General features: G+C 35.3%; 17 protein-coding genes. 6 read left to right on the plus strand and 11 right to left on the minus strand.

All coding sequences use genetic code 11. The annotated features are described in order from the left end of the window. Positions 1–801: a DNA/RNA non-specific endonuclease gene (locus AACP56_RS06395; RefSeq protein ID WP_339336974.1), complete on the plus strand. Its 801-nt coding sequence runs from the start codon at positions 1–3 to the stop codon at positions 799–801. Here the strand turns inward: AACP56_RS06395 and rodA are convergent. From rodA to AACP56_RS06430, 7 genes are all read right to left on the minus strand, one after another. Next, positions 798–2081, minus strand: a complete 1284-nt coding sequence (gene rodA / locus AACP56_RS06400) for a rod shape-determining protein RodA (protein ID WP_339336975.1) — start codon at positions 2079–2081, stop codon at positions 798–800. The genes AACP56_RS06395 and rodA overlap by 4 nt on opposite strands. Beyond that, the gene (locus AACP56_RS06405; protein WP_339336976.1) at positions 2071–3939 is read right to left on the minus strand and encodes a peptidoglycan D,D-transpeptidase FtsI family protein; all 1869 of its coding nucleotides are present in this window, start codon (positions 3937–3939) and stop codon (positions 2071–2073) included. The genes rodA and AACP56_RS06405 overlap by 11 nt, the downstream gene beginning before the upstream one ends. Before the next feature lie 37 nt (positions 3940–3976). Then, complete coding sequence (locus AACP56_RS06410) at positions 3977–4486, minus strand: rod shape-determining protein MreD (protein WP_339336977.1); 510 nt, start codon at positions 4484–4486, stop codon at positions 3977–3979. After that, positions 4476–5291 carry a rod shape-determining protein MreC gene (gene mreC / locus AACP56_RS06415; protein WP_339336978.1) on the minus strand — a complete coding sequence of 272 codons (816 nt, stop codon included), beginning with the start codon at positions 5289–5291 and terminating at the stop codon, positions 4476–4478. The genes AACP56_RS06410 and mreC overlap by 11 nt, the downstream gene beginning before the upstream one ends. Before the next feature lie 51 nt (positions 5292–5342). Next, positions 5343–6371 (minus strand): rod shape-determining protein, encoded by a 1029-nt coding sequence (locus AACP56_RS06420; RefSeq protein ID WP_339336979.1) that lies wholly within the window; start codon positions 6369–6371, stop codon positions 5343–5345. Between the two features lie 54 nt (positions 6372–6425). Further along, positions 6426–7958, minus strand: a complete 1533-nt coding sequence (purH, locus tag AACP56_RS06425; RefSeq protein ID WP_339336980.1) for a bifunctional phosphoribosylaminoimidazolecarboxamide formyltransferase/IMP cyclohydrolase — start codon at positions 7956–7958, stop codon at positions 6426–6428. Between the two features lie 88 nt (positions 7959–8046). Further along, positions 8047–8499, minus strand: a complete 453-nt coding sequence (locus tag AACP56_RS06430; protein ID WP_339336981.1) for a GAF domain-containing protein — start codon at positions 8497–8499, stop codon at positions 8047–8049. 128 nt (positions 8500–8627) lie between these two features. Between AACP56_RS06430 and AACP56_RS06435 the strand changes: the two genes are divergently transcribed. The 5 genes from AACP56_RS06435 to AACP56_RS06455 all read left to right on the plus strand — a co-directional run bounded on the left by AACP56_RS06435 (position 8628) and on the right by AACP56_RS06455 (position 12141). Further along, positions 8628–9038: an HYC_CC_PP family protein gene (locus AACP56_RS06435; RefSeq protein WP_339336982.1), complete on the plus strand. Its 411-nt coding sequence runs from the start codon at positions 8628–8630 to the stop codon at positions 9036–9038. A gap of 76 nt (positions 9039–9114) precedes the next feature. Next, positions 9115–9885, plus strand: coding sequence for a hypothetical protein (locus tag AACP56_RS06440; RefSeq protein ID WP_339336983.1), 771 nt, complete (start codon positions 9115–9117; stop codon positions 9883–9885). An 18-nt stretch (positions 9886–9903) separates the two neighbouring features. Beyond that, positions 9904–10530, plus strand: a complete 627-nt coding sequence (locus tag AACP56_RS06445) for a heavy-metal-associated domain-containing protein (RefSeq protein WP_339336984.1) — start codon at positions 9904–9906, stop codon at positions 10528–10530. Between the two features lie 4 nt (positions 10531–10534). Further along, a complete protein-coding gene (locus AACP56_RS06450) occupies positions 10535–11419 on the plus strand; it encodes an NHL repeat-containing protein (RefSeq protein WP_339336985.1) in 885 nt (294 codons plus the stop codon). Then, positions 11416–12141 (plus strand): heavy-metal-associated domain-containing protein, encoded by a 726-nt coding sequence (locus AACP56_RS06455; RefSeq protein WP_339336986.1) that lies wholly within the window; start codon positions 11416–11418, stop codon positions 12139–12141. The genes AACP56_RS06450 and AACP56_RS06455 overlap by 4 nt, the downstream gene beginning before the upstream one ends. Here AACP56_RS06455 and AACP56_RS06460 read toward each other — a convergent pair. From AACP56_RS06460 to groL, 4 genes are all read right to left on the minus strand, one after another. Continuing rightward, positions 12133–14505, minus strand: a complete 2373-nt coding sequence (locus AACP56_RS06460; RefSeq protein WP_339336987.1) for a hypothetical protein — start codon at positions 14503–14505, stop codon at positions 12133–12135. The genes AACP56_RS06455 and AACP56_RS06460 overlap by 9 nt on opposite strands. A 210-nt stretch (positions 14506–14715) precedes the next feature. Continuing rightward, positions 14716–16950 carry a DUF4838 domain-containing protein gene (locus AACP56_RS06465; RefSeq protein ID WP_339336988.1) on the minus strand — a complete coding sequence of 745 codons (2235 nt, stop codon included), beginning with the start codon at positions 16948–16950 and terminating at the stop codon, positions 14716–14718. Positions 16951–16962: 12 nt separating this feature from the next. Next, complete coding sequence (locus tag AACP56_RS06470; RefSeq protein ID WP_339336989.1) at positions 16963–18165, minus strand: glycoside hydrolase family 18 protein; 1203 nt, start codon at positions 18163–18165, stop codon at positions 16963–16965. Between the two features lie 204 nt (positions 18166–18369). After that, positions 18370–20004, minus strand: coding sequence for a chaperonin GroEL (gene groL, locus AACP56_RS06475; protein ID WP_339336990.1), 1635 nt, complete (start codon positions 20002–20004; stop codon positions 18370–18372). Positions 20005–20081: the final 77 nt, after the last annotated feature.

Genomic DNA, 20081 nt, shown 5'->3' on the forward strand with positions numbered 1-20081 from the left:
ATGAAGAATAAAACAAGCTATACGATCTTATTGCTATTATGTGTTGTTGGGTTCTGGTTATTTGAAAATTTTTACACACCAAGTACTTATTCTGATTCAAAAAGTTCTAAGGATACACTTAACATAGACTTAAGCTTTTTACCGAGTTCAACTACAAATGCAATTATTTCCCATAACTATTATATGCTATCCTATAATGAACCTTTTGAACAGGCCGAATGGGTAATGTATGAATTAAAGAAGAGTCATTTAACCTACGATGACCGTAAAAGGCCGTATTTTATTGAAGATCCAAAGGTGAAAACAAAATCGGCCGATTGGAGAAATTATAAAAGATCAGGTTATGATAGAGGTCATCTGTGTCCAGCAGGTGATCGAAGGTTTTCAGAATATGCATACAATGAAACTTTTTACACGAGCAATATCTCCCCTCAACGCAAAGACTTTAATGCTGGTGTTTGGAATAGGCTAGAGCAGCAAGTGCGTCAATGGTGCAAAAGATATGGTGATTTATATGTGGTTACTGGTGGAGTTCTAGAAGATGGTCTGGAAGAAATAGGTGATGAAGATGTTGATGTGCCCAATGCGTTTTATAAAATTGTTTTTAGGAAGAGTAATGATAAAATCAAGATTGTGGCCTTTCTATTTCCTCATCGCGAAACCCAAGAGCCATTGGCCAATTTCCTAGTTTCAATTGACCAGATAGAAACAAAAACAGGAATAGATTTTTTTCATGATATGCCTAAAGAGGCACAAAGAAATTTGGAAAGAAAGGTTTTGAAAAAAGATTGGAATTTTTAAATACCCTCATTTAATCTTGATGCATCAAACTTTAAAAAGATAAATAGCATGGCAGTAAAAAATAACAAACCTGAACCACCGTAACTAAAGAAGGGTAAAGGAATACCAATAGTGGGTAAAATTCCTATAACCATTCCAATATTAATGAAATAATGTACTAATAAAATAGAAATAATGCCATAACCATACATTCTACTAAATTCCCTCTTTTGCCTTTCTGCAATTTGCACTAATCTTAGAAAGAACAAAGTAAAAATAAGGATTACCAAAGCGGTTCCAATAAAACCCCACTCTTCGCCAACCGAGCTAAAAATATAGTCTGTATGTTGTTCGGGAACAAAATCTCCTTTTGTTCGAGTACCTTCTAAAAAACCTTTTCCAAAAAAACCTCCAGATTCAATTGCTTTTTCAGCTTGGTAGGTATTATATCCTATGGTTTTTTTTATCTGTTCCAATTTATTGGCGTCCTTTTCTAAATTAAGCCAAAGCCCAAAGCGATCACGGTGGCGCTGCTCAAAAACAGAATTAAAGACAAAATTAACAGATAGCGATACTGCTAAACATCCTGCTAAAAAAACGACAAGTGGTAAGGTAGGAATCTTTAAGCCTGGTCTTTTGAAAAAGAAAAAAAGTGAGACTAGCATACCCAAACCAATTGCGACCCAAATAGTGCCAAACATTAGTGTAAACACAAATAGTGCAATAAATAATAGTGCAAAACCCAGAAAATAAATGGGAAGCCCTTCTCTAAATAGCACAAAAAACAGTGCGAAGAAAACCAAAGCACTTCCAGGGTCTGGTTGCGGTAGTACCAATATAACAGGTATAAGAATTACTAAAACGGCATATAATTGGTGTTTTCTGTTCTTGATATCAGTTTGTATATCGCTTAAATACTTGGCAAGTGCTAGAGCTGTTGCAACCTTTACAAATTCTGAAGGCTGTAAGTTCATAAAACCCAGAGCATACCAAGATTTAGCACCACCAATTACTTTTCCAAAAGGAAATAGTCCAATAAGTAATATCAGCCCAAGCACATAAAAAACACCAGCAAAACGCTCAAAAAAGTTAGTGTCAACAAACATGATTATTAGTATACTGACTAGAGTTACACCTATAAAAAATAATTGTTTTCCATATAGTGTCGATGTATCAAAAAGGGAAAGAGAAGTATCTGATAATGTAGTACTATAGATATTTACCCAGCCAAAAAACACCAGTAAAGCATAAAAAAATACAGTTAGCCAATCTATACGCTTGAGCAGGTTTTTACCACTCATATTCATTTATCTTAAAAGGCTCACCACTCAAAGGCTTAACATATTCATGCTCCAAGGTTTTCTCTAGCATCTTTTTTTCCAAATCGGTTCGGGTAATCTCACCTTTAATATATTTTTCAATTAATAAAGATGCTATATGTCCCGCATACCTACCTCCATAATATCCATGCTCGATGTAAACAGCCAAGGCAATTTTAGGATTGTCTATCGGTGCAAAAGCTACAAAAATCGAATGATCTGTTAATTGTACCCTTTCGCCATTTATCCTAGTGAAGTTTTCCACTGTACCAGTCTTTCCAGCAATTTCAATACCTGGTATACGCAGCCATTTAGCCGTTCCATATTTATACACATTATGCATGGCTTCTATGACGGGTTCAAAATGTTCTTTATCTATTGTTGTATACTTTCTTTGTGTATATAATTGATCAATGTTGAAGCTAGTTCCAATTTTTTTAATAATGTGTGGGGTATAAAAGAAGCCCCTATTGGCAATTGCGGCTGTCATGTTTGCCAGTTGTATTGGAGTTGCGGCTACCTCTCCTTGCCCAATAGCATTTGAAATAATAAATGATGATGCCCATCTACCATCACCATATGCCTTATCGTAATACGCTTTGTTTGGTATTCTGCCTGGTCTTCCTGTTGGTAAATCTGTGCCTAGATAATCACCCAGCCCAAAGCTTTTCATATGCTTTTCCCATACATCCATACCTTCATCTGTAGTTTTGTATTTGCCGTATATTTTTCTGAAGGTCCCTGCAAAGTATGCATTACAAGAATTGAAAATACCTGAATTTAGATTTCTGATTCCCCCACCACAATGGCATCCTTTTTTATTTTTTCCAACATAAAAACCATTATAGCATTTGAACTTAGTGTCAGGTTTTATTACACCTTCTTGTAATGCAGCCAATGCATTCAAGGTTTTGAAAGGTGATCCTGGAGACGGTTCTGCAAGGATAGAACGATCCCAAGTAGGTCTTGCGATACTATCATAATGTAGTTTGGTATAATTTTGAGAACGCTCTCTCCCCACTAAAAGGTCAGGGTCATAGGTAGGCCCAGAGATCATCGCCAAAATTTCGCCAGAATTGGGTTCGATCGCTACAATACCACCCCTTTTTCCATGCATTAACCTTTCTCCATATTCTTGGAGTGTTTTATCTATGGTAATGTGTATTTCTTTACCGAGTTCCGGTAAAGTATCTAATTTGCCATTTTTGAATTTACCGATATCTCGATTAAAACGGTCTTTTTGAATGTACTTTACTCCTTTTCTACCTCTTAAAACATCTTCATACTGTTTTTCAATACCTGTCCTGCCCTTTAATTCTCCCGCAGTATAATATGGGTTTGTCCTCAAGTCAGTTTCATTCACTTCACTAATGTATCCTAAAACATTAGCTGCACTATTGGTAACATAATCACGAAGAGATCTTTTTTGAATATAAAAACCTACATATTTTCGCATTTTTTCTTGTAGTCTGGCATAATCTTCTTTAGATAACTGTGCAACTAATACTGAGGGTAGGCGGGGAGAATACCATTTTGCCTTTTTCATTTTTGAAATGAATTCCTCTTTTTTCAAACCTAACAATCCGCAAAACTCTGTGGTATCTAATTTTTTTGTTTCTCTTGGAATAACCATTACGTCATAGGCTGGTTGGTTTCCTACAAGGAGCTTTCCATTTCTATCATAAATGTAGCCTCGCTCAGGATAATCATAGACCGTTTTAATTGCTGGGTCTTCCAAAATTTGATTTGGAGAAAAACTAAATAATTGTAGGTAGGACAATCTCCCAATAAAGGTGATACCTATAATGATGATAATAGACGATAGTAAAAGTTTTTTCATTCCTAGCAATTAATTTACTAACGAAAGTTAATGCGTTTTATTCAGTTTCCTTCGCAAAAAGTGAACTTAAGAGTATGCAAATCAAAAAAGTAGCTATTCCTGTCATAATTACTTTCTTCAAAATTAAAAGGAAATGTGAGAAACTTAAAATCTCTAATGAAAAGAAAATTAAATGATGGAACACAATCAACAATCCTAAAAATGTTAGGCGCTGAACACGAGTGGTGTTTTTAAATGTAAATCCTTGAAAATCAAAGTTTGCCCCAAAACAAAAACGCATTAGAACCGGTCTCGAAAATGCTAAAGTGAGAATAGACGCAGAATGCATGGCTATAGTATCTGAAAAAAGGTCAATTGTAAAGCCTAGTAAAAAGCTTATAACTAAAAAAACAGAAATATTTTCACGTAAGGGATACCAATACAAAAAAAGAATGTAGACCATAGGATTTATGGTTCCTAAAAAGTTCATGTGATTAAAAATCAAAACTTGGGCAAGAACAAGCAAAATAAAACGTACGCTATTTACGACTATCCTGTTATTGAACATTATTGGTTTTTGTTTCTAGTTCAATGATTTCTTCTCTGTTCCTATTACTTATGATGTAGACATTCTTAATGTTAGCCATATCATTAAAAAGCTGAATATCTATATTATAAAAGCTTTGGGCATCATTCAAATTAAACTCTTTTATATAACCTATGGGGATGTTCTCAGGAAAAATACTGGACATGGCACCAGTTACAATTGTATCACCAATTTTTACGGGCACCAATCTTGGAATGTCTACTAGTTGTACCGTATTGTAATCATTTGCATTCCAGACCAAAGAGCCAAAGTAAGCCGTATTTTTTATTTTGGCATTGATGTTAGATTTGGTATTAAGAATACTTTGTACAGTAGAGTATTTAGTTGAGGTGTTTTCAACAATACCCAATATTCCCTTAGTGGTAATAACCCCCATATCTTGACTAATACCATGTTTTTCACCTTTATCAATGGTCAGGTAATTTCTAGGTGAAGAAAAACTGTTTTTTATGATTTTACCATTTACAACTTCGAAATTTGCAGTGTTATCTAAATTTACAGAATTCTCAATTTTCAAATTGAATAATTGTTCCCTAAGTCTTTTGTTTTCATCAACCAAACTGTTATTCTCTTTTTTTAGATTAAAATAAGATGTAACGTTATTGGAAGTTCTGTAAATACTACCCGTTAACCATTTAGACGAATTAAATGCTTTAGATTGATGGTAGGAATGGGAACGAAAAGTTAGTATCAGAGATATTAGAAGTAGAAAAGCGTATAAAAATGCATTTCTGTTGCTTAGGATAAAATTGATAATCCGTTGCATTCAATTCTGTGTTTGGTTTTAAAGAATCGAACGTTTCCACGTTCCTTTCTTTTATTTAATCAAGATGTTCTTGTAACGTTCTAGGTTTTTTAAAGCAATACCTGTACCACGAACTACAGCTCGCAAAGGATCTTCGGCAATATATACTGGAAGATCTGTCTTTTGTGATAACCTTCTGTCCAATCCACGCAGCATAGAACCACCACCAGCGAGATAAATTCCTGTGTTATAAATATCTGCGGCAAGTTCCGGTGGAGTTTGCGATAAAGTCTCCATAACTGCATCTTCTACACGTAAAATACTCTTGTCGAGAGCTTTTGCTATTTCTCTGTAAGACACATTCACCTGTTTAGGTTTTCCGGTAAGCAAATCACGACCTTGGATTGATTTATCATCGGGCGGAGATTGTAAATCTTCAGTTGCAGAACCAATCTCTATTTTAATGGCTTCAGCAGTACTTTCACCTACATATAAATTATGTTGTGTACGCATGTAATAAATGATGTCGTTCGTGAAAACGTCACCCGCAATCTTAACCGACTTGTCACAAACTATACCACCTAAAGCAATAACTGCAATTTCTGTTGTACCACCACCTATATCCACAATCATATTTCCTTTAGGCTGCATAATGTCCAATCCAATACCTATGGCTGCTGCCATTGGCTCATGGATTAGGTAGACTTCTTTTCCGTTTACACGTTCTGCAGATTCACGTACAGCTCGCATCTCAACCTCCGTAATACCAGAAGGAATACAGATAACCATACGCAATGCTGGTGGGAACCATTTTTTCTTTAAAGCAGGAATATTTTTGATGAACATATTGATCATCTTTTCAGATGCATCAAAATCCGCAATCACCCCGTCTTTAAGTGGGCGAATGGTTTTTATGTTCTCATGGGTTTTTCCCTGCATCATGTTGGCCTCTTTCCCAACTGCAATAATTTTACCTGAAACTCTATCACGAGCAACTATGGAAGGACTATCGACCACAACCTTATCCAAATGAATAATCAAGGTGTTTGCCGTACCAAGGTCAATGGCAATCTCTTCGGTCATAAAGTCAAAAAAGCCCATAAAAGTATCTGTTTATCGGATTATCGGTAAAATTTAACGCCAAAAGTAGTAAAATTAATGCTTAAAATGACGCGTCCCTGTCATTACCATCGCAATACCATTTTCATTACAATAATCAATGCTCAATTGGTCTTTAATAGAACCACCAGGTTGGATAACACTTTTGATTCCAGCTTTATGCGCAATTTCCACACAATCTGGGAAAGGGAAAAAAGCATCGCTTGCCATAACAGCTCCGTTTAAATCAAAATTAAAAGAGCCAGCTTTATGTATGGCTTGGTTTAGAGCATCCACACGTGAGGTTTGTCCAGTACCACTAGCGCACAGTTGTTTGTTCTTTGCTAAAACAATGGTATTGCTCTTGGTGTGCTTGCATAATTTAGAAGCAAATATGAGGTCTTCCAGTTCTTGCCCAGAGGGTTTTGTTTTGGTAGCATGACCTAGATCGGCAATGGTATCAGTTTTGTAGTCTTTATCTTGAACTAAAACTCCATTTAAACAGGTTCTAACTATGGTCTTTGGCAGGTCAACTTCATTCTGAATTAAGATGATTCTATTTTTCTTCCCTTTTAATATGTCCAACGCCTCATCAGTATAACTAGGTGCTATTACCACTTCGCAAAATAGCTTATGTATTTCGGTAGCAGTCGGTGCATCAATTTCAGTATTGCAGATTAAGATTCCTCCAAAAGCAGAAACTGGGTCTCCTGCTAATGCATCTACATACGCTTGATATACGGTTTCTCGTTGTGCCAACCCACAAGCATTGTTATGTTTTAAGATTGCAAAAGTGGGTGCTTCCCCCTTAAATTCGTTCATTAGTAACACAGCGGCATCAACATCTAGTAAGTTGTTATAGGAAAGTTCTTTTCCATGAAGCTTAACAAACATTGCCTCAAAATCCCCAAAGAAGAATCCTTTTTGGTGTGGGTTTTCACCATAACGAAGCACCTTACCTTTTTGCTCACTAATTTTTAATACCGCTTCTTCATGGTTTTGATTGAAATAATTAAAAATAGCAGTGTCGTAGTGTGATGAAACATTAAAGGCTTTTGAAGCAAAACGTTTTCGGTCTTCAATTTTAGTGGTTCCATTGCCTTCTGAAATCACATTTAAAAAATCGCCGTAATCTTCCATGGAAGAAACACAGAGCACATCTTTGTAATTTTTTGCTGCGGCACGAATCAAAGAAATCCCCCCAATATCAATTTTTTCGATAATATCTTGTTCAGAAGCGCCACTTGCAACCGTTTTTTCAAAAGGATATAAATCCACGATTACAATATCCAATTGAGGAATTTCAAATTCTTCCATTTGGGCAACATCACCATCATGATCTTGTCTATTAAGGATTCCTCCAAAAACTTTTGGATGAAGCGTTTTTACCCTACCACCAAGAATTGAAGGATAGCTCGTTACATCTTCTACAGGAATTACATTGATGCCTAAGTCTTTGATAAATTTTTCGGTACCTCCAGTGGAATAAATGGTGATGCCTAATTCGTCAAATTTTTTAACAATTGGCTCAAGACCGTCCTTATGAAAAACTGAAATAAGTGCTGAAGTTGCTTTTTTGGTAGTGCTCATAAATATTTTGATGCAAAAAATTAGGCTTCAAAAATACTTTTTTTAAGAGCAAGAATTTGATTGGGTTATCAACAAAAACAACTAAGTTTTAAAGAATCTTGGCTACTTCTCTATTCACGAACTCCAAAAAGCGCTCATCTTGACTAGTGAATGGGTCAGGAGTATTGGAATCAATATCAATTTGGCCAATGTTTTCTCCTTCTTTAAATAAAGGGACTACGATTTCAGATTTTACAGTAAAACTACAGGCGATATAATTATCCTGAGCTTGTACATCTGGCACCACAAAGTTTTCGTTGCTCTCAGCAACTTGTCCGCAAATTCCTTTCCCAAACGGAATTATGGTATGGTCTGTAGGTTCTCCAGCATAAGGACCAAGCTTTAATTCCCGTTTGTCCCCATTCTTAAAATAAAAGCCTACCCAATCATAATGCTTTACCTGTTCTTGTAATAGATTACAAATTTGTTGCATTTTCCCATTTGCATCAACAGATGCACCAGTAACAATTTGAGAAACTTCTTCTTTAAGGTTATTAAGCATTCTTTCCATTTTTAAGAGGATAAAAGTCGAACAAAATCCTTAAAAATTACAATGTATTTTTCCTAAACTTTGGTTAACAAAAAATGTGTTTTACAAGCTTAACAGCAATATTTTGTAAATTTGTATTGATGAACAAAGTATTTCAAAAAATAATCTCAGGCTTAATGGCACTTATGCTGCTGTTGTCAACTGTCTCTTGGACCGTAGATAAGCATTTGTGTATGGGCAGGGTTATTGATGTTGCTTTTTTCACTAAAGCTAATGATTGCGGTATGGAAGCTGCTATGGCAGTTTTAGAAGATGTTACTATCAAAAATCATTGCTGTGATGACGAAACCTTTATTATTGAAGGTCAAGATGATTTAAAATTAAGCTTTAACGATTTTGATTTTGAACAACAGGTTTTCTTAACTGCGTTTACTACATCTTTTTTAGAACTACATGCGGGTTCAATAGAGAATATTGTTCCTAACGAATATTACCCACCTCCTCTTATCCTAAAAGATAGGGTCGTTCTTCACGAGGTATTTTTGATTTGATTTTTGAGATTATTTTATCACCTTTTTTTAAATGTAAGGTGATTGATTAGTTACTAATTTCAAATCAAAACAATACATGAAAACATATCAATGGCTTCTCGCCATATCGTTGCTAACTGCAACTAGAATATTAGGGCAAGGTCCACCAATAACAGCGGATAAACCCATTATGTTGGGCGGTGGAAGTTTTACAACAAAAACCCTTACGGAAATTCGTAAAACGGAACGCGGAACATTTGTTTATGTTCCCTTAATGTTGCATTATCTGCCTTCTTCCAATTCGTTGGTGGCGGTGCATTTGCCTTATATAAATTATGATATTGAAAATGGGGCTTCTGGAAGCTCTTTAGCCGATATTAAAATTATGGGAAAGTATCAGTTTTATAGAAAAGATGCTACAGGCAAGACCTTTCGAGTAGTAGCTAAAACATTGCAAAACTTGCCTACTGGGGAAGAGTTGGATGTTATGGAGTTAAGTACTGGAAAGTATTCAGGATATTATGGAATCGTAGCTGGTTATGAAACGCTTAAATACGGGATATCAAACGAAGTAGGCTATAATTGGATGCCAGATGGTACTTTTGATGAGTTTAGGTATAAATTAGGTTTTGGTCTTCCACTTTTAAAACCGCAATATCCAAATAAGCAGATAAACTTATATTTTGAATATACCAACTCTTGGTTGGTAGAGCGGGATTGGTATCAATTGCTATACGCACAAGGAGTCCAGTTGGCTTTAAAGAATATCACTTTTGATTTAGCAGTTCAAGTTCCTTTGGTCAATGATGTTGACGCGGGACGAGAATTAAGACATAGTATCTTTTTGGGTACTCGATTTACATTTTAATAATACAAAACTACAATAATGAAAAAAGCATTAATAGTAACATTTGTCGTTGGAATGATGACAATGTTTAGTGCAAATGCACAAAAGAAGATGGATAGATTTATGGTTCAGGTAGACGGTTTGGGTTGCCCTTTTTGTGCTTACGGATTAGAGAAAAAATTCAAAGAGTTTAAAGGAATAAAGAATGTTAAGATTGACATTGAAACAGGAGATTTTAGCTTCAATTATCCCGCAGAAAAAGCTTTAACAATGGAAGCTGTAGAAAAACAAGTTGAAAAGGCGGGGTATACTCCCGTAACTTCTAAAATAGAACGCGCAAATGGTAAAGTTGAAGAATCTAAAGGGTCAGTGTTATCAGATAGTGGTGAAGGAACTATTACCAAAAAGATGATGGTTGCAGGCAATTGTGGTATGTGTGAAGCACGTATATCTAAAGCTGCAAAAAGCGTGAACGGTGTTTCAGATATTTCTTGGAATAAAGAGACAAAGATTATGGAAGTATCTTTTGATACTGGAGCTACAAGCTTATCCAAAATTGAAATGGCAATTGCTAAGGCTGGTCATGATACTAAAAATCATAAAGCGGAAAAAGAAACTTATAATGAGTTACCAGCTTGTTGTCATTACGAACGTATCACTAAATAATATCATGAAACACTTATATATACTAGTTGCTGCAATAATTCTTTTTAGCTCTTGCAAGCAAAAAGAAGAAGTGCCAAAAGAATGGAAATTATCAAATGTTGTTCAATTGGAGGGTGTAAACCCCATTGGAATTGCTGAATTGGATGGGAAATTATGGCTTTCTGATGGAGATCATAATCGTTTAGTTCAAATTGATGAAAAAGGAAATATTGAGAAAACCATAGATTCCTTGGATAGGCCAATGCATATTGACGCAATGAATAGTCTTATTTATATTCCTGAATATGGTGCGGATGCTATAAGCTTTGTTCATGTGGAAGACTCTATAGCTTTATCTGTGGCTTTTGAAGATGATAAAATAATTATTGCTCCAGACAGTTTAGATGCTCCAGCAGCAGTAAGTGTTTTTAAGCCCTTAAATAAAGAAGGGAAAGTTTCATTAGCTATAGCTGATTTTTATAATAATCGAATTCTTTTTATGAATGAAGATGATGAAGAATGGATTTTCTTTGGAAAAGAAGGCAAGAAACAAGGAGAATTCTATTACCCTACCGATGTACAAATAACAGATAGCTTAATATGGGTGGCCGATGCATACAATAACCGTATACAGGCTTTTGATAAGCAAGGAAATTTTGTAAAAATGATGGGGCAAGACCAAAAAATGAATGCTGCAACAGGTCTATTTGTTTCAGAAGCCGAAGTTTTTATCACTGATTTTGAAAATAATCGTGTGCTGGTTTTTGACCATGATGGGCAATTAAAACAAGAGCTAAAAGAGGGTATTGCCAAAGCAACTGATGTATTAATAAAAGATGGAGTTTTGCACATCATCAATTACAGGACTAGTGAACTAGTGTTGTATGAGCTTCATGAAATAAAAGAATGAAACATACTTATCAAATTTCTGGGATGACTTGCCAAGGCTGTGTATCTTCAGTCAAAAAACACCTCTCAACAGTTGATGGAGTAAAAGTTGTTGCCATTAATTTAGAAAAAGGAGAAGCTGAAATAGAAATGGATAAACAAATTTCTATTTCAGCTTTCAAAGCTGTTTTGCCTGAGAAGTATAGTATTGATGTTAAAGGTGTTAATATTCCAGATTCCCATTTTCATGGGAATGAAAAAATGGATAAAGAGAAAACCAAGCTTCAACAACTAAAACCCCTTCTGCTAATTTTTGCTTATCTCTTTGGTGCTTCTTTTTTATTGAATTATAGCAATTGGAATACTAAAGAAGCAATGCTCGATTTTATGGGACTTTTCTATATCATCTTTAGCTTTTTTAAATTTCTAGATTTAAAAGGTTTTCCAGAGAGTTTTAGAATGTATGACCCATTGGCTAAGGCAATGCCTTTTTATGGTTGGGTGTATCCTTTTTTAGAGTTGGCCTTAGGTCTGCTTTTCTTAATGCGATTTCAAATTACATTTGCTTTAGTTGTAACAATCCTGATTTTAGGAATCACCACATTTGGTGTTGCAAAAACACTTTTGGACAGAAAATCAATCCGCTGTGCTTGTTTGGGAACTGCATTGCAATTACCAATGACAGAAGCTACATTTATTGAAAATATCATTATGTTGGTAATGGCACTCTTTATGCTAATCTAGCGAGACTTCATGAACTTTTGATACTAGCGTGCCATCTGCTGCCATCCCTTCCATAAAGAGTGTGATATTTTTAAGGCAGTTATCTGGAATTATTAAAGTGGTTTCTCCCTTTTTATTGGTAACCAAGTTGGGTTCCCAGTGCACAATACCATAATCTGTAAAGCTTGGGTTTTCGTAGGAAACATAATCAGGCCTATAGAATTTTTTTGGTCGTGTAAAGCTGTTCTTCACCAATTTTTCCGCGAAGCTGGAATTGATAGGACTTTGGAATCCCTCCTCTTTTAAATAAATTCTAATTACACCACCAGGTGCATTTACATCGCCAGCCAAACCATTTGGATCAAAATAGATTTCATCTATTTGATTCATAGGTGTTTCAACCAAGAGCTTAATATCACGTTCAAGAAAATCATTTACGTAAACCCTTACCGGTCCGGAGTTGGGTCTTGGGTTTATAATAGCAAAGATATTATTTGCTAAGTCGTTAATGACTCTAAATCTATTTTTGTTAATGAGCTGTGTTAACGTTGGGTTTCTTCTTAGTTCTTTTTCCCCGATTTTTATTCCTGTAAAGGCATCGTTTACCAAAGGAGAAGCTCTTGTTAATTTTTTCTCGATTCGTTCTTCAGTTACTTCAACTTCGCTAAGGACAATGGTTCTGTCCTCAACAAAAAGCGGTGAGATAGCACTTTCAACACTTGTCTCATCAACTTCAAAGTCAAAAGTGGTATTCAAAACATCAGGGATTTTAAAATTGGTTTCTGCTAATTCAAAACCTTTTAAAAAAGTGGTTTTGATTTCTGGCTTCCGTAGTTTTTTATTTCTGTTTCTCAATGCAAGAAATAGAGTGTCGTTGTTGTAGCTGATAAGGTTATTTACTCTAAAATTTGTTGAGTCATTGAGCTTTACAAACCGCATATTGGCAACATCGCCAAGATTAACAGTTAGTTCATCCCCTTTTTTAATTTTGGAGGTTATGGTACTGTTAACGGATATGCCATGTTCAAATGGGTACTTGATTTCAGGTGCCCCCATAAAAATAGTATCCCAGTTGTAACTGCTCCAACCTTGGATCAATAAGACTAAATCAAGCTCATACTCTTTTGTTCTGTCAGTACCTTCAAAATAGCGGGCAGGGTTTTCCACCACTGATTTTAAATATGGCATAAGGTAAAAATCGGATATAATGTTAGACTCGATTTTTTTGGATTTAGTCTCTGAAGGAAGCGCAGAAATACTTAAAGATAACGGGGATTGACTTTTGGAAAATGCGTTTATCTTGAATGAAATAGAATCCTTGTTTTTTCTTTTCGGTCTTTCCACAGTTAGCTTACCGATTTTAATGTTCTGAAAATTGAAGACCAATCGTTCCGACATAGGATTTAAATCCTCATCAAATAGGGTTATTATATTGGTGCCATTTAGCAACTTTGACTTGTCAATCTTTATTTCTTTTTCCAAGTCGTTTACCTTAAAAGTCTTTATCGCCATGAGCCCATCCCGATGAACAGCTAAGTAGAACTCTTTTCCTTTTATTTTTTCTAGTGTAGGTTGGTTTGTTTTTAAGGAAATAAAAAGTTTATCGTTAATAATGTTGTTAATGTTCAATACAATGCCTTTTTCTTTGGGAGCTGGAATGTCCTTTTTAATGATGGTTCCATCCTTAAGTAAAAATTCTACCCTAAGTGGAAAACTTGCATTGGCAGGAAGACTGAATTTACCCAAGCCGTAGTCATTTAAATACACATCAGCAACTTTGGTATTTGAACTGCTGATGACTTTTCCTTCACTTGCAAATATTCCTTTACCTTTTTCATTGGTTAATTTCACCCCAATATTGCATTGGGTGTTCTTGACGATATGCCCACCTTCTGGAAGTATTTTTAAATTATATGCTAAAGAATTATCTACTTGAGGATTGTCAAAACTCTTATTGATAACTGTAATTTCTGTAATAAAATCATTGTCCTCTTCAAAGTTTTGTATCCAACTGGTAGTGGCCTTAATAAAATATTTACCTCTCTTGAGGGTGTCATCCAATTTAAAATTACCATTGGTTATACCACTTTCAACTAAAAACAGTCCTTCTTTAATTTGATTTCCATCGGCATCATATATTCCGCAATGTAAGTTGGTGGTTTCAACAGATGGCTCACCAATTTTTTTGTTATAGGTATAGGCTGTCCACCAAACTACTTCCCCAACATGAAAGGTGGTTTTATTTAAATGTAAATGGACAGTTTCGCGTTGGTGTTGAAAATGTTCTTCATACACGGTTTTAAGTTGTTGGGAGTAATTTTTTTGACTAAAGCCATTGAATAAAAAAAGTATTGAAAAAAAGAATATTAAATGCTTAGTATTCATTTTGATAAGGATTTTCTTAAAGTTAATAAGAATTGGCATCCTCATGATTTATTTTAAAAATTTAGCATTTATTTAGCTTAATCAGTTGATTGCCACATTAAGTGGTTCTTGACTTTAAGTTTGTTAGTTGGCCACTATTTGGAAGTGATTAGAGAAAGAGACTAATCAGAATTTTAAAATATTTTTTGCTTCTAATCTTCTAAAAGCTTGCTAGTTTACAATAATTTCATCAGCAAAAACCCAAGAAGGTAACCCTGCAGCATGGTGCCAATAAGGTGTTTTAGTATTTGTTGCTTTCACTTTAATGTATCTTGCCTTTACAGGAGTAAAGTCAGCATCAAAATAGTTAATATCATTAACCTTACTATTCTTTTGCAAAGGCAACGGATTATCTATTTTGCTCAATAGCTTGAAATTTTTATTATCAACAGAACCATAATAAGTAACTGAAGAAGGAAAGAATACTATATGGTTGGTAACCTGGAGAAAAGCTATTGAGATTGTAGAAATTTCTTGAAACTCTCCCAAGTCAACGACTACTTCCATATTGTTTCCTTCATATCCTAACCAGTTAGAGAAAAAACTACTTCCGCCCAAGGCACCATCAGTTAGTACCAAAGGATTTTCGTCTGCATATTTTTTTGGTTTAGTAAGTGAGACAACATTTTTATGTTTTGCCTTATTTGGTTTTTGAGATACTTTTATAGCAGAAAGATAGTTTGCAGCATATTCACTCACCGTGAAACCCATTTCATTCATTAGGGTAATGTTTCCTTTATTAGTAGTTGCTATAAAATTATCTAGTAAAGCACTCACCATTGGATTAGGGATTGGAGCGTCACTAGCATTTTTAGTCATTAAACTATAGTCTTGAGTAAGATTTTTTCTAGAAGCTTCCAATACAGCATAATCAATTCCTAAACGGGCTTTTTTTACTCTTTTTAAGACTTCAGGTTTGTGGCTAACTGCGTTCTCCGCTTCATCAAACAAGTTGGTATATTCTTGAAGCAATTCTGGATTTAAGTATGAAGAAAAGGCTTCAGAAGGATCGCCGTATAAGAATAAGAAAAATTCGTCATCTTCCTTTATTTTTTCATGGATGAGATTTATATATTTCTGGATATGTGTACTAGCTTCATGATAGTACCCTGAAGTAAATTCTGTAATTAACCCTTCAAGTTTTAAATCTGGATTCCAAAGTAACTTCGCAGTAATATAAGAGCGTAATTCGAAAAGTTCACTAGGATTATTACTATGTTGTTCAAAAACCCATTTGGCATTATTATCCCTAAATAATTCAATATTTGGTTTTAGAGTATGTAGATTAGGAAATGGGGCTAAAAAATTGGTAAACTGGGTGGTATAATCCCAAATTCTTATGTTATCGGTCAAGTTGCCCCACCCAATTAAGTCTTCAGCAAAATCCGAACATTTCTCAGCAATTGGAGCACTACGGTCACACTCTATGGAACATAATGTTATTAAGACGTTTGGTGCAGGTATAGTTTTAGGAGGTTTGCGGGTGTACTGATATGCCAGAGTTGAAATGGTCTTGTCAGGAAAAGCTCTGGCGACGCTATTCACAAATTTTATCATGGAACCTGCAGGACTCCCTTCTTCTTCGTCAATTTTACTACAGTGATTGCATTGGCAGTATTGTTGGTTATCATCCTGACTTACAGATATGACACTGGAATTAGTGTTGCTCTTAAAAAATGAAGCAACAGAATCCATAACTATTTGAGAGACTTTTTCGTTAGTGAGACAAAGTTGGGTAGGATACCTTTTACCATCCCTAAGGGCATAATATTCTGGGTTAGACTTATAAAACACTTCTTCTGGAATAAATCTGTGAAAAGTATGCACTCTTGCATTAGGCACATATTTTGGGAATGCTTCGTAGGTAACTTTTAGTTGGTCTGCAAACTCATGGTTTTCATAAAAGAGACGAGAATGGACTGTCCGGGTGGTGATGTCTGGGGTATAGCTATAATATATAGGATTTAATGTGATGGTGGATTGAAAAGGAATATTTGCCACTTCTGGAGCATACCATTTGCAATCTAAAAATTGTTCCAAGAATTCGTAAACTGCATTTTGTATTGCAGTATCTGAACCACCAGAAATGAATAGATTATCATTCTCTGTTAAGATTCGTATCTTATGGGGTCGTAGTTTTTCTTCTTTGATATTTCCTACATATATTTTTTTCTTGAAGGTCTGTGAACTTTCATCAACCAAGTCAAATTCTGCACCGCTAATTTCTTTTAAGTAATACCCTAGCTTTTCTGCTGACTTATATTGACTTTCGGTCGCATCTCTGCTGTAAACAATTTCATAATCTGTTTTTCCTTTTTTAGCAATAGTTAGTTTGTTTTTTGAACATGAAGAAAAAAGAATACTTAGAAAGCTAAGTGATAGTAAAATATGTTTTTTGGCAATCATGAAAATGGCGATTTAGTCTGTCTTAGAAGCATCATATATAGCTTTTAAAAGGTTGTCTGGTTCTTTTGTGTCATTTCCTAGTTCCCAGAACATTATTCCTCCAAGCTTTTTATTTATTACATATTCAGTTTTCTTTCTAACGGAAACTGTATCATCATAACTAATGAAAATACTATCCTTTTTGTTGTAAAGATATGGGGCTCGGGCTACAGAGTCCCAATACTTTTTATAGGAACTGTCAGGTTCAAATTCTTCTCTAATTTGTTTATAAGTACTCCAACCGATATATGCACCTGAATTGTTTTGATATAAGCCGTTATTTCTTGGTGGCACTCCTTTCCAGGCTCTTCCATAGAAAGCGGCTCCAATTACAATTTGATTTAATTCAACCCCTTGATTGATACAGTAATCGACTATTCTTTCTGCTGATCTCGGTTGAAAAGTCAATCCTCTTTTTTCCATTGCCTCTTTTCTTTGCGCTACGTAATCCCAAGCAGGTGTACCTTCAATATCATTTTCCGAAATTAAACCTAATGCAGTATGATGACCTGTATATGGGGAATTAGAACCTACTTGGTCATAGGTCATAATGTTCATAAAGTCTACGTGCTTCATCACCTCTAAGAGTTCTATATTTTTATAGTAAGGTTTCCATCCTGCAGAAGCAAAAGTAAAGGTTTGTTTCCTGTCCAAAGTGTTAAGTGCCGCTCTTAGCTCTTTCATCAATAATGTGAAATTTTGCTTGTCTTCTGGTCTGGCTCCTGTTCCCGCTGCTGGAATGGCAGGATACTCCCAATCAATGTCCAGCCCATCCAATTGAAACTCTCGGTTGAAATTAACTACACTTTGAACAAATTTCTTTCTATTTTCAGCTGTGTGAGCCATATCTGAAAATCCATCAGCACCCCAACCACCACAGGCTATCATTATTTTTAGGTTAGGATGTTTTTCTCGTTGAGCAACAAGGGCATGTAATTTGTCTTTGTTTTCTTCATCCCTAAATTGCATTTCACCATCAATTACATTAGTAAAGGAATATATAATATGTGTCAATTGATATAGAGGAAGCTCTTCTGGTCTAAAGTCTTTTTCTGGCACATAATAAGCCATTATGGCAATTGGAGAATCTTTTTTTGTTTCTGAATGGGATTTACAGCTATTGAGTAAAACTGTAACTGTAAAAAGACAGAGAAAAAATAGTGATGTATGTTTCATTGAATATAAATTCTAGAGATAGAATTTATTAAATTAAAATTTGTAGTGAGAAACTTATAGACTGAAAACACTCTAGAAAGTATGAACAACAGGTTTTTATGAAAAAATAAAACCGCCCTTAGTTTCCCAAGGACGGTTTTATTTTCTATTTCATGTATAGTATTATCCGCAAGTAAGCTAATATTAGCTTGTCCGTGCTACGGACTACATCATACCTGGCATTCCGCCACCGCCACCCATTGGAGGCATAGCAGGAGCATCTTCCTTAATATCGGTTAATGCACATTCCGTAGTCAAAATCATACCAGAAACAGAAGCGGCATTTTCCAATGCAACTCTCGTTACTTTTTTAGGATCAATGATACCTGCTTTCATCATTTCAACGAACTTATCAGATTTTGCATCGTAACCATAGTCGGCCTTACCATCTAATATTTTGGCAATAACTACTGAACCTTCACCACCTGCATTCTCAACAATAGTTCTAAGTGGCGATTCTATAGCTCTAGCTACAATTTGTAGACCAGTTGCTTCATCTTCGTTTTCTGTTTCAACTTTTGTAAGAAGTGATTTTGCTCTTACTAAAGCAACTCCACCACCAGCAACAATACCTTCTTCTACAGCAGCTCTAGTAGCATGAAGCGCATCATCAACTCTGTCTTTTTTCTCTTTCATTTCAACTTCTGACGCTGCACCAACATAAAGTACCGCAACACCTCCAGCCAATTTAGCCAAACGCTCTTGGAGCTTTTCTTTGTCGTAATCGGAAGTAGTAGTCTCAATTTGAGATTTAATCTGATTTACACGAGTTTTAATATTTTTTGCAGCACCAGCACCATTTACGATTGTAGTGTTGTCTTTATCAATGGTAACTCTCTCGGTAGTGCCCAACATATCAATAGTTGCAGTTTCTAAAGAGAATCCTCTTTCTTCAGAAATTACAGTACCATTGGTTAGAATAGCGATATCTTCTAACATTGCTTTTCTTCTGTCTCCAAAACCTGGAGCTTTTACAGCAGCAATTTTTAATGAACCCCTTAATTTGTTTACTACCAATGTTGCTAATGCCTCACCATCAACATCTTCAGCAATTATTAAAAGGGGCTTTCCAGATTGTGCAACTGGCTCCAATACAGGAAGTAAATCCTTCATAGAAGAGATTTTCTTATCAAAAAGCAGAATGTATGGATTTTCTAAATCTGCAATCATTTTTTCAGAATCCGTAACAAAGTATGGAGAAAGATAACCTCTGTCGAACTGCATTCCTTCAACAACATCAACATAAGTATCCGTTCCTTTGGCTTCTTCTACAGTAATAACACCTTCTTTTCCTACTTTTTCAAAAGCTTGTGCTATCAAATCACCTATAGTATCGTCATTATTGGCAGAAATTGATGCCACTTGCTTAATCTTGTCAGTAGAATCACCAACTTTTTTAGATTGCTTTGCAAGATTTGCTACGATTGTTTCAACTGCTTTGTCAATCCCTCTTTTTAAATCCATTGGATTGGCTCCAGCAGCAACGTTTTTTAAACCTTCTTTTACGATGGCTTGTGCTAATACGGTCGCAGTAGTTGTGCCATCACCTGCCAAATCGTTGGTTTTAGAAGCTACTTCTTTTACCATTTGAGCACCCATATTTTCAAGGGCGTTCTCTAATTCAATCTCTTTTGCTACAGTAACACCGTCCTTAGTTACTTGGGGCGCGCCAAATGATTTACTTATAATTACATTTCTACCCTTTGGGCCTAATGTTACTTTTACAGCATTTGCTAATGCATCAACACCTCTTTTGAGGCCGTCACGTGCATCGATGTCAAACTTAATATCTTTTGCCATTTTTAATTTTGTTTTGTCGTTTCCGCGAAAACGGAAGTCTATATTATTTTTCTTTTATGATTTTTTTGGATTCCCGC

The sequence above is a fragment of the Croceitalea sp. MTPC6 genome (assembly GCF_036985525.1).
Taxonomy (GTDB): domain Bacteria; phylum Bacteroidota; class Bacteroidia; order Flavobacteriales; family Flavobacteriaceae; genus Croceitalea.

Excerpts from the sequence above, each read along its gene's own strand:
- AACP56_RS06395 (WP_339336974.1), top strand. The coding sequence starts at position 1 with ATGAAGAATAAAACAAGCTATACGATCTTATTGCTATTATGTGTTGTT.
- rodA (WP_339336975.1), bottom strand. The coding sequence starts at position 2,081 with ATGAGTGGTAAAAACCTGCTCAAGCGTATAGATTGGCTAACTGTATTT.
- AACP56_RS06405 (WP_339336976.1), bottom strand. The coding sequence starts at position 3,939 with ATGAAAAAACTTTTACTATCGTCTATTATCATCATTATAGGTATCACC.
- AACP56_RS06410 (WP_339336977.1), bottom strand. The coding sequence starts at position 4,486 with ATGTTCAATAACAGGATAGTCGTAAATAGCGTACGTTTTATTTTGCTT.
- mreC (WP_339336978.1), bottom strand. The coding sequence starts at position 5,291 with ATGCAACGGATTATCAATTTTATCCTAAGCAACAGAAATGCATTTTTA.
- AACP56_RS06420 (WP_339336979.1), bottom strand. The coding sequence starts at position 6,371 with ATGGGCTTTTTTGACTTTATGACCGAAGAGATTGCCATTGACCTTGGT.
- purH (WP_339336980.1), bottom strand. The coding sequence starts at position 7,958 with ATGAGCACTACCAAAAAAGCAACTTCAGCACTTATTTCAGTTTTTCAT.
- AACP56_RS06430 (WP_339336981.1), bottom strand. The coding sequence starts at position 8,499 with ATGCTTAATAACCTTAAAGAAGAAGTTTCTCAAATTGTTACTGGTGCA.
- AACP56_RS06435 (WP_339336982.1), top strand. The coding sequence starts at position 8,628 with ATGAACAAAGTATTTCAAAAAATAATCTCAGGCTTAATGGCACTTATG.
- AACP56_RS06440 (WP_339336983.1), top strand. The coding sequence starts at position 9,115 with ATGAAAACATATCAATGGCTTCTCGCCATATCGTTGCTAACTGCAACT.
- AACP56_RS06445 (WP_339336984.1), top strand. The coding sequence starts at position 9,904 with ATGAAAAAAGCATTAATAGTAACATTTGTCGTTGGAATGATGACAATG.
- AACP56_RS06450 (WP_339336985.1), top strand. The coding sequence starts at position 10,535 with ATGAAACACTTATATATACTAGTTGCTGCAATAATTCTTTTTAGCTCT.
- AACP56_RS06455 (WP_339336986.1), top strand. The coding sequence starts at position 11,416 with ATGAAACATACTTATCAAATTTCTGGGATGACTTGCCAAGGCTGTGTA.
- AACP56_RS06460 (WP_339336987.1), bottom strand. The coding sequence starts at position 14,505 with ATGAATACTAAGCATTTAATATTCTTTTTTTCAATACTTTTTTTATTC.
- AACP56_RS06465 (WP_339336988.1), bottom strand. The coding sequence starts at position 16,950 with ATGATTGCCAAAAAACATATTTTACTATCACTTAGCTTTCTAAGTATT.
- AACP56_RS06470 (WP_339336989.1), bottom strand. The coding sequence starts at position 18,165 with ATGAAACATACATCACTATTTTTTCTCTGTCTTTTTACAGTTACAGTT.
- groL (WP_339336990.1), bottom strand. The coding sequence starts at position 20,004 with ATGGCAAAAGATATTAAGTTTGACATCGATGCACGTGACGGCCTCAAA.